Origin of the sequence: Staphylococcus sp. HMSC057A08 (genome assembly GCF_001812925.1) — a bacterium.
In the GTDB taxonomy this organism is placed as follows: Bacteria; Bacillota; Bacilli; order Staphylococcales; family Staphylococcaceae; genus Staphylococcus; species Staphylococcus hominis.
The window spans coordinates 224,658-239,352 of the sequence record NZ_KV810847.1 but is presented as its reverse complement, the minus strand read 5'-3'; the positions used below and the strand labels follow the sequence as shown (position 1 = coordinate 239,352).

The following is a 14,695-nucleotide window of genomic DNA, read 5'->3' as shown; positions in this document are numbered from 1 at the left end:
TCATCTTTATATATTTTTTTATATCATTTTAAATATTGTGGGAATTAAAATTGACTTTTGAAACTCTTAAGAAAAAATCATATAATGAGTGAGAATGTAAAATTTGTGTTAATATTTCACATCTTATGAAGATGAAAATAAGTGAGGTGCAATATGAGCAATTCTTATAATATTAATCAAAAAATAGAGGAAGCGAAAGATTTAGTTATTAACTCAATTGGTGAAACCATGGATTTATATGGTACAAACCGTAGTGTTGGTAATCTTTACGGTACGATGGTTTTTGAAGGTAGTATGACGCTTGATGAAATGCGTGAACATTTACAAATGAGCAAGCCTAGTATGAGTGCTGGTGTAAAAAAATTGCAAGAATACGATATCGTTAAGCAACAATTTACCCGTGGCAGTCGCAAACAACATTTTATAGCCGAGAAAGATTTTTTTAATTTTTTTCGAAACTTTTTCACACAAAAATGGGAACGTGAAGTCGATACAAATTTAGAAGCGACGAAAAAAGCAGAAAACATTCTTCACAACATAATACAAACTAATAATTTAAGTGAAGAAGAAAAAGAAAAAATAGATAGTATACAATCCCAATTGAACCACACAAAATTATATTATAAATGGTTAAAAAATTTAAGCTCTGCGATTGAATCTGGAGACATTTTCGAACATTATCCTATACCAAAAGAAGAAGATTTATAACTTACTTCATTATCAATATGATTCAAAAATCCTCAGAAATTAGATTTATTATCTAATTTCTGAGGATTTTTAAATGTACTATCATTTTTCACATTATAAATTATCGTCTTCAGGATCTGATTTAACTTGAACAATACGAAGTGAACGTCGTTCTACTTCTTTTAGTTTATCTGCTCTTGTTTCCAGTTTAATCCGATCATTATTAAGTGTGATAATAAAGGATATCATCATAAACGTAAATATAAATAGAAGTGGTACACTTGCTAATAATGAAGCAGTCTTTAACACTTCAAGAGCTCGTTCTCCACCAACTAACATAAGGGAGAAAGGTAATAGACATAAAGCGAAAGCCCAAAATAAACGATTCGCTTTTAATGGTTCCCCTATTACCTTCTTCTGAGAAGCAGCTGCTAAAATATAAGAACCTGAATCAAAAGTCGTTGCTAAGAATAAAAATGCAGATATTAAGAACAACACTATAATTAAAGAACCCATTGGCAATTGGTGCATAACCTCTATAATTGTTGCTTCAGTACTATGTTTATTTAAAAAATCAACCACATTAAACTGTCCACTAATTTGTAAATAAACGGCATAGTTACCAAAAATACCAAAGAATAAGACACATCCCAATGTACCATAAGCAATTGTTCCTAATATGACTTCTTTGAGACGACGACCTTTTGAAATTCGAGCAATAAATAAACCAATAAATGGGGCATATACAAGCCACCATGACCAATAAAATATCGTCCAATCTTGAGGGAAATTTGTTTCTTTACGGTTTCTAATTCCACCAAATGGCTCCATCCATGTTGCCATATGGAAGAAATCTCGCATCATATTCCCAAAGCCAGTTAAAGTGGTTTCCATAATAAAAATTGTTGGACCTACAATAAATACAAATGCAAGTAGTAAGAATGATAACCATACGTTAATATCACTTAATTTTTGTATTCCTTTTTTTAAACCAGTATAAGAACTAATTGCAAAAATGACTGTGATTGTGAAAAGTATAATTGAGCGAATAACCATATTGTCTCCATCTATACCTGTTAATCGTTCAATTCCAGAAGAAATTAATGGCACACCTAATGCTAAAGAGGTTGCCGCTCCTCCTAATAGTCCAAATATAAATAAGATATCTACTAATTTACCTAAAAATTTATCAGTTTGTCCTTTCAGTACTGGACGACAAGCTTGACTAATTTTATATACTGGTTGTTTCTTTACAAATACTAAATAGCCAATAGGCAAAGCTGGTAATACATAAATTGCCCATGCAATAGGTCCCCAATGAAACATGCCATATTGCGTTGCATATGTAAGCGCCTCATCAGTCATTCCTTTAGCTCCATTTGGAGGTACTTGATAATAGAAGGCCCATTCGATAACGCCCCAATAAAGAATATCTGAACCAATGCCTGCACAAAATAGCATTGCAGCCCAACTAAAATTATTAAATTCAGGTTTATCACTTGCTTTTCCTAAAGTCACATTACCATATCGGCCGAAAGCAATATAGAGTACAAAGGATAAAACAGCTAAACCTATAAATAAGTAAACAGATCCTATCGAGTTAGAAATAGCACTATTTATATCAGTAATAACTTTCTCACTTGCACTTGGAAAGACCATCATAGGTATAACTGCTGCAAGCAAGACAATCACAGTACCTATAAAGGTGGGCCAATCCATTATTTTTTCTTTTTTCAACTAAGATCCTCCTTTGAATATTATATGTACGACTTATAATGTATTTAAGTGAATGATCCACGTAATGACAATATCTAAAATTAAATAAAAATGCAAATTACATTCATAAAATTATTTGAGCAAAACTGAATATTTATATATTTCATCCCATTTAAACTATCGAAAAATTTAACTATATCAATAGTGTTAAATTAAAAATAAACGTTTTAAACAAATATTAAATTATAAATATTGAATTTTTATTCACTTTTAATGAATATATATTTTTTTGACATTTTCTATTTTAAATTAAAAATAAGAGAAAAATGCAATTCATAATAGAATTCACATTCTTCTCTTCAATATTCAAAAAGGCACAAAAGGTCTTCTCAATCGATTAAATTTTCATGAAACTTTACATTGTTTATATGACTAATACTCTATTATAAACTAATATCCTAATATTATTTTTATTATAAAACCAACAATAACTGAAATACCTATTGCAAAGAATCCTGGAATAATAAAGCTTGTAGGTCGTGTACGTCCTGTTTCATCTAAATTAACTGCGAATAATAACGTTGGTTGCGCAGGTATAACAAAGTTAACATTTAATGTTTGTACCATTGCTACAAAATACATGGGTGGAATTCCCATACTCATGACGATGGGTACCATAATCGATGCTGTTGCTGTTTGTGAAATAACAATCATCGCTACTACAGCTACAAGAATAATCACAAGCCAGGGCATATGTTGAATCGTTTTGCCAACATCATTTTGTATGATATGTAAATTATGAGGTGCGTTAAATACTGTCGCACCTAACCAACCAGGTCCGAGTACTGCAAATAATGCACCAATAGCAGATTGTGTAATATTTGAAGAGAGAATATCACTCGTATTCACTTTTAACATCAATAAATTAATTGCTGCACTTAAATACATAAAGAATTGTACAATTTCTGTCATTGATACAGTGACCTCTTTTCCATTGACATTAAACGAAGGCATGAATTGAGGAAAAATACCAAACGTAAGAATACCAAACACACACAAAATAAATGCTAAAACACCTATCTTTACTCTAGTAGAAAAAGCATGATTTACATCAACGTCAGGTGTATGAGCAATTTCACTTTTAGTAATTGTATTTTTACGTCCTACAAACGTACAAAATATACTTAACATAAACATAGTGATTAATGATGTAGGTAAGACAATACTCAAATATTGACCCATTGAAATGTCATGACCTGCAAGTACTGAAATAATATAGGCTGTTGCGGATGCAGCTGGACTACAAAGTAAAGCCAAATTAGCAGTTAATACTGAAGCAATGAGTGGTCGCTTAGGTTGGATTTTAGCTTTTACTGCGGTTTGAGCAATAATAGGTTCTAGTGATAAAGCAATGTTTGCAGTCCCTACTCCAAATACGAAGACAAATACAATCATCGGTGCAATAAAAATAATTGATTTTGGAAATCGTTCAATGATTTTCGAAGCAAGATAAACAAGATAATCAATTCCGCCTGTAGCTTGTAACGTTCCTCCAGCTATACCAATTGCCAGAATAATTAGGACTGCTGTAACAGGGGCAGAACCAGGAGGAAGTTGAAAACCAAATATCATAATCAATTGGGCCACAATAGCAAAAATACCACAGCCTAAAGCACCTGCTGTGCGCAATCCTAGCATAATGGCTACAATCATTATGATAATTTCTACTATAAACAGTAGCATTATAATAACTCCTAACTTTAAATAATTCATGTGAATTTTTTAACATATCTATTTTATCACTTTTATTTGTTAAAAGTATATAATTGCATAAAGTTAATTAATATAAATATTTTGATAAGAAAAAACCTTTAAAAATCAAACAGATTCTTAAAGGTTTATGAATATTTATTGTTTTTTATCATCTTCGTTGAGTGATGCACGACCTTCTTCATCATATGCTACGTCATCATCGGTATGGCCTTTTGCCATTTTAAGATTTTTCTCAATACGTGCTTCTTCTTCTTTTTTAGAACGACTTCTATAAAAGCGTTCCTCAAAAAGCGAACCCCAAATGAGACCAAATATGACGCCAATCGTAATTACCACAATTGCGATCACTAGGATCCATTGAAGTACTCCTAACGCCATTGTGAATCACCACCTTTATATTTGAACACTATAAGAATTAGTAGTTATATATTCCCTTTATAAAGCGATTTAAATCATATTAAATATAATTTTTAAAAATAAAAAAAGAGCAAGGTAGAATTCGTTTTGAATTCATATACTTGCTCTTTTAAATAACATTATTGTTTAAATATCTTAGCCATTATTTTACATTAATGTTTAAATAATTTATTTCCTTAAATTATGAAATGTAATTGTATGAACTTGCTTGACTTGCTGAAATTGTACGTGTAGATACTACACCTACGCCTTGATAGTTCATTTCAGATACTGTAACAGAACCATCACTATTTACATTTTCAACATATGCAACGTGACCATAACCACCTTGAGTTGTTTGCATCACAGCACCTGCTTTAGGTGTATTGTTTACAGTATAACCAGATTGTGCTGCTGCGTTAGCCCAGTTATTTGCATTACCCCAAGTGTTACCGATTGAACCACCAACTTTATCATATACATAATACGTACATTGACCCCAAGTATAGTAATTCGCACCTGAATTTGTTTTACCTGAAAATGCTTGAGTCGAAGCAGTTGATTGTGTTCTTGGTGCACTTTGAGTTGTAACTTTTACATTACTATTTGATGTTGATGCAGTGTTAGCGCCTAATCCACCTGTCGTATTATTAGTTGTATAAGATTGATTATTGTTAGTAGATGTTTGGTTATTGTTTGTTGTATATGAATAATTGCTATTGTAGTTATAGCTATTATTGTTGTAATTATTATAGTTAGATTGACTATGATTTGAGTCATTAGTGTGATTTAAACGATCAGGACTCCAATTACCTTTCCATGTGTAATGATAGTTACCTTGTTGATCAATTGTATAAGAGTAGCTATATGAAGTTGGGTCATTAGGGTTATATCCATTATTTTCCGCTGCATGTGCGTCATGATGCGCAAATCCAACTGTAGCGATTCCGGCTGTGGCGATAGTTACTGTAGCGATTTTTTTCATAATTAAATATCCTCCTAGAAATTTAAAACATTCTTCCTTTATTTATCACGTGGCTACTTTCAAATGACATCTCAATATTCAATTACTTCGAATTATTTTTTCTCGTTAATTAACGACAAGACATACTTTATCAGATAAACAAGCGTTTGTGGGCGTTGTTAATACCTTGTAATTGAATCATAATAATACGATGATTTTTGTAATTAAATATCTCGTTTGTTACATCACTCAAAATGCTTTATTATCAGTCTTTTTATCAATTTAATCAACAGTGTCATTACAGATAGTGTAATATATCTGATTATTTTAAATATGTTTTATTTCATAAAATAAGGGAATATTGACTATTATTTTCAAGAATTTATAGCAAAAAAACGAGTGAGACAACGTTCATTTTGAATTCGTTATCTCACTCGTTTGGTTATTCATTAAATATATTTGTGTTCTTTTAAGTAATTAAGAATATGTTCAACTGATTCATCTATACTTTGTGTTTCAGTATTAATAGTTATTTCAGGATGTTTTGGCGCTTCATAAGGCGCACTAATTCCTGTAAATTCTTTAATTTCACCTGAACGTGCTTTTTCATATAAACCTTTAGGGTCTCGTTTCTCACATTCTTCTACACTGCACTCCGTATATACTTCAATGAATTCTCCGTCTTCTAAAATATCACGTACTTCATCACGATCTTCTCTATATGGAGAAATAAATGCAGTAATTGCAATTGTTCCTGCATCTACAAGCAATTTACTTACTTCACCAATACGACGAATGTTTTCTTTACGGTCTTCTGGACCAAATCCTAAGTTTTTATTTAAACCGTGTCGGACATTATCACCATCTAATCGATATGAATGTTTACCTTTTTCAAATAGCGCTTTTTCAAGTGCCACAGAGATTGTTGACTTACCAGAACCAGATAAACCTGTAAACCAAATGACAGCACTTTTATGATCATTTTGGCGTTGTCTATCTTCTTTAGTTACTTCTGAATCATGCCATGTAATATTTGTTGATTGACTCATGTTATATACTCCCCCAAATTACTTTTGTCTTAATCCTTTAATTAATACTTCTGCAACTTCAGGTCTTGAGAATTCTTTTGGTAATGATTCGCCATTACGTAATTTTTCTCTCACTTTTGTACCACTTAAATGTACATGGTCTGATGCATCATGTGGACACGTTTTAGCTGTAGCCATATTGCTACATTTTTTGCAGTAAAATGCATGTTCAAATTTTAGAATATGAATATCTAATTCATCTTCAAATTGAGAGATAAGTTCTTGTGCTTCATAAGTACCATAATAATCACCCACACCTGCGTGATCACGTCCAACAATAAAGTGTGTACAACCATAATTTTTACGAACTGTAGCATGTAAAATTGCTTCACGTGGACCTGCATAACGCATCGCTGCGGGATAGATAACTAAACGTGCTCTATCTTGAGGAAAGTAATTTTTCAAGATAGCTTGATAACTTTCCATACGTACATCTGCAGGGATATCATCCGCTTTAGTTTCACCAACTAAAGGATTTAATAATAAACCATCTACAATTTCTAATGCAGATTTTTGAATATATTCATGTGCGCGGTGGACAGGATTACGTGTTTGAAATCCGACTACTGTTTTCCACCCTAAGTCTTTAAACAATTGGCGTGTTTCAGCAGGATCTAAATGATAATCTGAAAATTCATCATGTTTAGGACGATTTACTAATTGAATAGGACCTGCTAAATAAACGTTCCCTTTTTCATATACTTTTTTGACACCTGGATGCGCTTCTTCAGTCGTACCGTAGACATTTTGAGCTTCTTTTTCTTTATCATACGTATATTTTTCTTCAAGTTTTAAAGTACCATAAAGTACTCCATCTTCACCATATAAAGCAATATCATCACCAATATTAAATTCATTAGCTTGTGTTTCAGTGACAGGTAAAGTGATAGGAATACTCCATACTAGTCCATTTTCAAGATGTGTATCTTCAACAACTTTTTTATAATCCGCTTCTCCCATAAATCCAGTAAGTGGACTAAAACCACCAATAGCGATTAATTCTAAATCTGAAATGGACCAAGGATTTAAAGTTAATGATTTAAAAGCGTTCGCTTTTTCAATTAATGCTTCTCTTTCCTTTCCTTCTACAACTCGATTAATTAACTCTCCACCATGTGGTTTAATTGTATAATTGATAATATCTTCATTTGTTGTCATCATTGATAACCCCTTTTCTAATTATTTTGATTAGTTTACTCGGCTTTATTTATAAGAAAAAGACAATTTTTTGTTACGAATAATAGTAATAATAACTAATACAATAATCGCACAAATAATTGCGAATCGAATAACATTTATCACTGTAGTGTCTTTGATGAAATACGTCATTAAAGCATTACTATTTGTAAAAATAATAAGACCACCTACACAGATTGCTAAAATATTAATGGGCAATATTTTAGTTAAATAGGCTGAAATTGGTGCGGCAATCATACCGCCTATACTTAATGCAATGACAAACCACCAATTAATTTGAGTAAATCCTAAAAAGACAATAAAACTTAATGATGTTGAAAGTGTTACAAAAAATTCACTTGCAGACACTGTACCAATAGCATAGCGTGGTTGAATTTTATGGCTTGCAAGTAACAACGGTGTGTTGACTGGTCCCCAGCCTCCACCACCGATGGCATCTAGAAAACCAGCAACGGCTCCTTGTGGAACAAGTTTTGCACTACTAAGCGTTCCTACGTGTGTATGAATGTTTTTGTGACGTTTAAATAAGAACTGATACAAAATATAAAAACCCATTGAAAGTAAGAATAGTGCTATATAAGGTTTAATATAGTCACCATGTATTTGAGTTAATAATGCTGCACCGATAAATCCACTGATCGATCCTGGTATTGCAAGTTTCAACATGGTTGGCTTATGTACATTTTCAAATTTCCAATGTGATGTACCCGATGCAGCAGTCGTTGCTATTTCTGAAAAATGTACCGTTGCTGAAACAATCGCAGGTGCTATTCCATATGTTAATAATATGGATGATGAGGAGGCACCGAATCCCATTCCGAGTGATCCATCAACAAGTTGTGCTAAAAATCCAGCTAATGCAAATATAAACAATTTTCTCATATATCACATATCCCTTCATACCTAAACTTGTAAATGAAGCCATCGTGTGAATTCTCGTTGCTTAACCTCATCTAAATACTCATCAGATAAAATGTGTTGTAATAAATCCTGTTTCCTAGATGGCTCGATTGATAATCGTTTAATTAGTTGTCTACTTTCATATAAAAAATCAATATACATTTCATATGATTCATCGTACATATCGCTTATTCTTGAAATAATTTTTTTATTCAATTTAGGACTTGCCCCATTGGTTGACACGCTAATAGAAAGTTTTCCACGTTTTAAAATACTTGGAATCGTAACATTTCCAACTTGGGCTTTCGAAGCATGATTACATAATGCATAATGAGGAACACTTTCTAACACCTTTGTATTGACGTCGTTATTATTTGTGGCAATCACTACAAGATCGGCATGTTCAACATCTTGTGGCTCAAATTCTTTTTGGCTCCAAGTGATAATTTCGTTATCTAATAGTTCTTTTAAAGTTGTTGAAATAATAGGACTAACAATATGAACATCATCACAATATTCGATTAAAGTTGAAGCTCGTTTCGTTGCAACTTTTCCGCCACCTACTATGACAATCGATTTCTGGCTTAAATCAATCATGAGCGGCATATGGTTCATATTGTCGTCCTCCTATATTAGATATTTTTCAAATTATGGTAATGTCATTTCAACATCTGATACTTGTTCTTTGAACCAGCTAATTTTTTGACGCATATTTACCACATCACCAATCACAATCATTGCAGGATTTTTGATTTCAGATGCACATTGTACAATGCTACCTAATGTTCCAGTGACTGTTTTTTGAGAAACTGTTGTCCCTAAATGTACTAGCGCTACAGGTGTATCTACTGACTTACCATGACGCACTAACAGTTCACAAATTTCAGGCAAACGTTTTACACCCATATAAATACACAATGTTTCAGGACCATGGGCTAAATGTTCCCAATATGCTTCTTTCGTCATACCTGGTTTATTCACAGCTGTAACAAACGCAACGGATGAACTATAATCTCTGTGAGTAACAGGAATTCCTGCATAAGCAGGAGCTGCAATTCCTGATGTAATCCCAGGAACAATTTCAAATGGAATTTGATTATCCGATAATATTTCTGCTTCTTCGCCACCACGTCCAAAAACGAAAGGATCACCACCCTTTAATCGTGTAATGGTGTGCCCTTTTTTCGCTAAATTCACTAACATACGATTTGTTTCCTCTTGTGGCAATGAATGCTTATTTGGATCTTTACCACAATAGAAGAACTTTGTGTGAGGTTTTGCAAAATCTAAAATTTCCTTGTTCACTAAGCGGTCATATAAAATCACATCTGACGCTTGAATCGCTTTCATACCTTTTACAGTTATTAAATCAGGATCACCAGGTCCTGCACCTACAAGATAAACCTTTCCCATCTTATCACCCCGTTCGCCTTCTATTTCTTTAAAAATTAGCTGTGAAAATCTCTACCATCATGAACTTTAGCTACTACACCCGAACGAATAACGAAGTCTCCGAAATGTTCACCTTCGAGACGTGATTTTCCATAATCCATTAAAATTGGACGTAAGCTTTCGAGAATTTCTTTTTCATCGATGTTTTCTTTATATAGTTTATTTAAGCGATCACCGTTAAAGCTTCCACCTAAATACATATTATATTTGCCAGGTGCTTTACCAATAAATGCAATCTCAGCTAATGCAGGTCGTGCACATCCATTAGGACAACCTGTCATACGTATAGTAATCTCTTCTTCACTAACACCAGCTTCATCTAATAAATCTTCAATTTTAGATAATAGCGTTGGTAAATAACGTTCTGATTCAGCCATTGCTAAACCACAAGTTGGAAATGCTACACAAGCCATTGAATTACGTCTTAAACCACTATAATTTTTACCATCAGTTAAACCGTATTTATCAATAAGAGATTGAATATCTGCTTTTTTCTCTTCAGTTACATTAGCAATAATTAAATTTTGGTTTGGAGATAATCTAAAATCACCAGTATGTGTTTCTGCAATTTCTCTTAACGCTGTTTTTAACTTATAGTCTTCTGTATCTTTTACACGTCCATTTTGAATGAATAATGTATAATTCCATACACCTTTTTCACCTTCAATCCAACCTAAACGATCGCCATTATGTTCAAATTTAAATTCGCGAGCTTCACTGATTTCCCAGCCTAGACGTGTATTTAATTCTTTAACAATATTATCTACACCAAAACGATCTACTGTATATTTAAAACGTGCATTTTTACGATTTGAACGATTACCAAGATCACGTTGAATTGTAAGTAATGCTTCACATACATCTATGACTTTATCTTTAGGAATAAATCCAGCAATGCGTCCTACTTGAGGGTATGTATCTGGATTACCATGCGTCATACCCATGCCACCACCAATAGCCACATTAAATCCAACGAGTTCATCATTTTCTACAATTGCAATTAAACCAATATCTTGTGAAAATACATCAATATCGTTTGATGGTGGTACGGCAATACCAATTTTAAATTTACGTGGTAAATATTTTTCCCCGTACATTGGCTCTACTTCTTCTTTAGAATCAAGCACTTTCTCTCCATCTAACCAAATTTCATGATAGGCATTCGTTTTAGGTAATAAATGATCACTAATGGCTGTAGCATAATCAAGTATTTCTTTATTAATATTTGATTGATATGGATTTGGGTTACACATTGTATTACGATTGACATCCCCACATGCTGCAATCGTATCTAACACTGATTCATTAATTTTTTTCATAGATGATTTTAAATTTCGTTTTAAAATACCATGAAATTGGAAAGTTTGACGTGTTGTGAGTTTCAATGTATGATTCGCATAATTATTAGAAATATCATCCATTGCAATCCATTGCTCAGGTGTTGCTTTACCTCCAGGTAGTCGCACACGAATCATGAAAGCATATGCAGGTTCTAATTTTTGTTTACGACGTTCATCACGTACATCTCGGTCATCTTGTTGATAACTCCCATGAAACTTAAGTAATTTAGTATCGTCATCAGAAATGGCACCAGTTAAAGGATCTTCTAAGCCTTCTTCAATCGTACCGCGTAAATAATTACTTTCAGTTTTTAAATGTTCTAACGCATCAAGGTTTTCATTTAACTCATCAGCAATTTGTTTAATCGTTTTAGCCATTCACTCTCCACCCTTTCTTTAGTACACGTCACGTTGATAACGTTTATCTTTTTTCATTTGTTTTAAGTAGCTTTCAGCATCTTCTTCAGTTAAATTTTGTTCTTTCACTAATACATTGCGTATCGCTTGATGTACATCTTTAGCCATATTTTTTTCATCACCACAAATGTAGATCGATGCACCTTTTTCTAACCACTCATTAAATTCTTTACTATGTTCAGCAATGCGATGTTGTACATATACTTTTTGATCTGTATCACGTGAGAAAGCGACATTCATTTTTTCAAGAACACCATCTTTTAACCATTCTTGCCATTCTGTTTGATATAAGAAATCAGTAGTAAAGTGTTGATCGCCGAAGAATAACCACGTATTACCTTTATAACCATATTCTTCACGTTCTTGCATATGTGCTCTAAATGGTGCAATTCCTGTACCAGGTCCTATCATAATGACAGGTGTATCTCCATCTTTAGGGAATTTAAAGTTTGGATTACGTTTAAGATAAATTGGAACAGTATCTCCTGGTTGAATACGTTCAGCAAATTGAACAGAACATACACCTGAACGATCTCTACCGTGTGTGTTATATCTTACTGCACCAACCGTAATGTGAACTTCATCAGGTAATGATTGATAACTACTTGATATAGAATATTCTCTAGGAGGTAATTTTCTAAGGATTTGATATAAATCTTCAGGTTCTAATTCTTCAGGTGGGAAATCATTGAGTAAATCAATAAAATCTCTACCTTCAATATAATTTTGTATCCACTCACTATCTTGAACTTTGTCTTCTAACGCTTCATTATCAAAATATGCTGCTGCATTTTGAAGTAATGGTTTCGTTAATTTTGTAATTTCAAAGTAAGATGTTAATGCTTCTTCTAATGAAATCGTATCTCCATCTTCTGAGATTTGAATTTGATCTCCCGGATCCCATCCTAATGTACTTATCAGTAATTCAACTAAAGCTGGATCATTTTGTGGTAAAACGACTAAGCAATCTCCTACTTCATATTCTTCACCAAAATTATCTAATAAGAACTCAATATGACGTGTTTCTTTATTAGATCCTCTACCATTTAAATTAATATTTTCTAATACTTCAGCTTGATATGGATTCGCCTTTGAGTATTTTTTTTCTTTTGCAGATTTAATTGTTTCACTTACAACTTGTTCACTTTGTGTACCTTCAGGTGTTGAGTCAATAGTATTAATGACATTAGCCATCCATTTTTCAGCATCTTCTTCATAGTCAACATCACAATCAACACGTTCATATAATCGTTCGGCGCCAAGTTCTTCAAGTTTTTTATCAAAATCTCTACCTGTTTGGCAGAAGAATTCGTAGGTTTGATCACCTAATGCAAGTACTGAAAATCTTACTCCCTCTAATTTAGGTGCCTTTCTACCATGAATAAATTCATGTAATTCGGCTGCATTATCCGGTGGATCTCCTTCACCTTGTGTGGAAGTAATAATAAATAAATCTTCAACATTTTTAAGATTTTTAGGTTTAAATTCATCCATTGCCTTTAACGTTACATTATGTCCAATATTTGAAAGACGTTCTTCAAATATTTCTGCTAAACCTTGCGCATTTCCTGTTTCTGAACCATATAATAATGTAATCGCACGTTTTTCAGGTTGAATTGTTGGTTCATTTTGTTGAAGCATTGTTTCAGTATCCTTTGAAATAACTCCTATTTGTGAACCTTGTGTCTCAGATGTTCCTGATGTAAGTTGCTGATTTGCGACTAAATAGCCACTTAGCCATACTTTTTGTTCTGGCGTAAGTGTCTGTAATAATTCATTAATTTGTGTGGCTTGTCCTTCAGTAAAAGGACTATTGGTAACACTTAGATTCAATTCATCCACCTCTATCATTTCAATCTTTATTTTATTTAAAATACTTACTATCTCTATATTATGTAATCTATATTCGACTTTCCAGTAAAAATCGAATATAGAATATTTTTAAATCCTTATCAGAATACTATGTTTTATATAAAAAATTTTTTAAACCTTACATCACGGTTTATCTGCAACATGAAGTCCACATTCTGTTTTTTCAAAACTTGACCAACGTCCTGCTCTGGAATCATCAGAATTGAATACTGGCGCTGTACAAGGAATACAACCAATACTTGGATAATGCTGGTCATGAAGTTCATTATAAGGTAAATCATGTTGTTTAATATAATCCCAAACGTTATCTTCCGTCCAATAAATTAAAGGACATACTTTAATCGATTTAAAACGTTCATCTTTATTAATGAAATTTGTTTTAGCACGAGTCGGAGATTGATCTCTTCGTAGTCCTGAAATCCAGGCAATCGCACCACCTAGTACCTCTTCTAAAGGTTTAATTTTACGAATATAACAACATTGATTTGGATTATTTTTCCATAATGCAGGATTGTATTTCTCAGCTTGTTCTTCAAGCGTCAATTCTGGTTTCTTCATTTCAATACGTAACTTAGGAAAACGTTCTTTTACTCTATCAATTAAATCGTATGTTTCTTGAAAATGTAAATCTGTATCTAAAAATACAATTTGAGCATCTGGTTTAATTTGATAAATCAAATGAATAAGTACCATGCTCTCTGCCCCAAAACTACATGAGTAAACGATATCTTCACCATACGTAGTATAAGCCCATTTTAAAATTTCATAGGCACCCTTTGTCGCGTCGTCAGTAGAAATGGAGTCAATAAATGGATCGCCATCAAAACTCTCATACGTTATCTTTGATACTGACATAAACCTATGGTCCCTCCTCAGTATTTACAAATTTATTA

The 14,695-nt window shown here is 32.8% G+C and carries 13 protein-coding genes; 1 reads left to right on the top strand and 12 read right to left on the bottom strand.

Annotated elements, in window-relative coordinates:
* Window positions 1-153 precede the first annotated feature (153 nt).
* Complete coding sequence (locus HMPREF2881_RS03010) at window positions 154-708, top strand: choline uptake/conversion transcriptional regulator CudC (RefSeq protein ID WP_002449312.1); 555 nt, start codon at window positions 154-156, stop codon at window positions 706-708.
* Between the two features lie 93 nt (window positions 709-801).
* Here the strand turns inward: HMPREF2881_RS03010 and HMPREF2881_RS03005 are convergent, their stop codons facing one another.
* From HMPREF2881_RS03005 to HMPREF2881_RS02950, 12 genes are all read right to left on the bottom strand, one after another.
* Window positions 802-2,424, bottom strand: coding sequence for a BCCT family transporter (locus HMPREF2881_RS03005; protein ID WP_002488226.1), 1,623 nt, complete (start codon window positions 2,422-2,424; stop codon window positions 802-804).
* 429 nt (window positions 2,425-2,853) lie between these two features.
* On the bottom strand, window positions 2,854-4,146 hold the full coding sequence (locus HMPREF2881_RS03000; RefSeq protein WP_002488287.1) for an anaerobic C4-dicarboxylate transporter family protein: 1,293 nt from the start codon (window positions 4,144-4,146) through the stop codon (window positions 2,854-2,856).
* Between the two features lie 165 nt (window positions 4,147-4,311).
* Window positions 4,312-4,554, bottom strand: coding sequence for a hypothetical protein (locus tag HMPREF2881_RS02995; protein WP_002449304.1), 243 nt, complete (start codon window positions 4,552-4,554; stop codon window positions 4,312-4,314).
* A gap of 220 nt (window positions 4,555-4,774) precedes the next feature.
* Window positions 4,775-5,557 (bottom strand): CHAP domain-containing protein, encoded by a 783-nt coding sequence (locus HMPREF2881_RS02990; protein ID WP_002488240.1) that lies wholly within the window; start codon window positions 5,555-5,557, stop codon window positions 4,775-4,777.
* 428 nt (window positions 5,558-5,985) lie between these two features.
* The gene (gene cysC / locus HMPREF2881_RS02985; protein WP_002488304.1) at window positions 5,986-6,585 is read right to left on the bottom strand and encodes an adenylyl-sulfate kinase; all 600 of its coding nucleotides are present in this window, start codon (window positions 6,583-6,585) and stop codon (window positions 5,986-5,988) included.
* A gap of 18 nt (window positions 6,586-6,603) precedes the next feature.
* On the bottom strand, window positions 6,604-7,782 hold the full coding sequence (sat, locus tag HMPREF2881_RS02980; protein ID WP_037555812.1) for a sulfate adenylyltransferase: 1,179 nt from the start codon (window positions 7,780-7,782) through the stop codon (window positions 6,604-6,606).
* Between the two features lie 45 nt (window positions 7,783-7,827).
* A complete protein-coding gene (locus HMPREF2881_RS02975; RefSeq protein WP_002488196.1) occupies window positions 7,828-8,703 on the bottom strand; it encodes a sulfite exporter TauE/SafE family protein in 876 nt (291 codons plus the stop codon).
* Between the two features lie 21 nt (window positions 8,704-8,724).
* Window positions 8,725-9,336: an NAD(P)-binding protein gene (locus tag HMPREF2881_RS02970; protein WP_002449190.1), complete on the bottom strand. Its 612-nt coding sequence runs from the start codon at window positions 9,334-9,336 to the stop codon at window positions 8,725-8,727.
* A 33-nt stretch (window positions 9,337-9,369) separates the two neighbouring features.
* Entirely contained in the window at window positions 9,370-10,134 is a 765-nt protein-coding gene (gene cobA / locus HMPREF2881_RS02965) for a uroporphyrinogen-III C-methyltransferase (RefSeq protein WP_002449255.1), read from the bottom strand.
* A 35-nt stretch (window positions 10,135-10,169) separates the two neighbouring features.
* Window positions 10,170-11,891, bottom strand: a complete 1,722-nt coding sequence (gene cysI / locus HMPREF2881_RS02960) for an assimilatory sulfite reductase (NADPH) hemoprotein subunit (protein ID WP_002488189.1) — start codon at window positions 11,889-11,891, stop codon at window positions 10,170-10,172.
* Between the two features lie 18 nt (window positions 11,892-11,909).
* Window positions 11,910-13,763 carry an assimilatory sulfite reductase (NADPH) flavoprotein subunit gene (locus HMPREF2881_RS02955; RefSeq protein ID WP_002488303.1) on the bottom strand — a complete coding sequence of 618 codons (1,854 nt, stop codon included), beginning with the start codon at window positions 13,761-13,763 and terminating at the stop codon, window positions 11,910-11,912.
* A 162-nt stretch (window positions 13,764-13,925) separates the two neighbouring features.
* Window positions 13,926-14,657: a phosphoadenylyl-sulfate reductase gene (locus tag HMPREF2881_RS02950; RefSeq protein WP_002488232.1), complete on the bottom strand. Its 732-nt coding sequence runs from the start codon at window positions 14,655-14,657 to the stop codon at window positions 13,926-13,928.
* Between the last annotated feature and the right edge of the window lie 38 nt (window positions 14,658-14,695).

Bases quoted from the DNA above. Each gene is read 5' to 3' on its own strand.
- cysI (WP_002488189.1), bottom strand. From the start codon at position 11,891: ATGGCTAAAACGATTAAACAAATTGCTGATGAGTTAAATGAAAACCTT.
- HMPREF2881_RS02975 (WP_002488196.1), bottom strand. From the start codon at position 8,703: ATGAGAAAATTGTTTATATTTGCATTAGCTGGATTTTTAGCACAACTT.
- cysC (WP_002488304.1), bottom strand. From the start codon at position 6,585: ATGAGTCAATCAACAAATATTACATGGCATGATTCAGAAGTAACTAAA.
- HMPREF2881_RS02995 (WP_002449304.1), bottom strand. From the start codon at position 4,554: ATGGCGTTAGGAGTACTTCAATGGATCCTAGTGATCGCAATTGTGGTA.
- HMPREF2881_RS02970 (WP_002449190.1), bottom strand. From the start codon at position 9,336: ATGAACCATATGCCGCTCATGATTGATTTAAGCCAGAAATCGATTGTC.
- cobA (WP_002449255.1), bottom strand. From the start codon at position 10,134: ATGGGAAAGGTTTATCTTGTAGGTGCAGGACCTGGTGATCCTGATTTA.
- HMPREF2881_RS02990 (WP_002488240.1), bottom strand. From the start codon at position 5,557: ATGAAAAAAATCGCTACAGTAACTATCGCCACAGCCGGAATCGCTACA.
- HMPREF2881_RS03010 (WP_002449312.1), top strand. From the start codon at position 154: ATGAGCAATTCTTATAATATTAATCAAAAAATAGAGGAAGCGAAAGAT.
- sat (WP_037555812.1), bottom strand. From the start codon at position 7,782: ATGACAACAAATGAAGATATTATCAATTATACAATTAAACCACATGGT.
- HMPREF2881_RS02950 (WP_002488232.1), bottom strand. From the start codon at position 14,657: ATGTCAGTATCAAAGATAACGTATGAGAGTTTTGATGGCGATCCATTT.
- HMPREF2881_RS03000 (WP_002488287.1), bottom strand. From the start codon at position 4,146: ATGCTACTGTTTATAGTAGAAATTATCATAATGATTGTAGCCATTATG.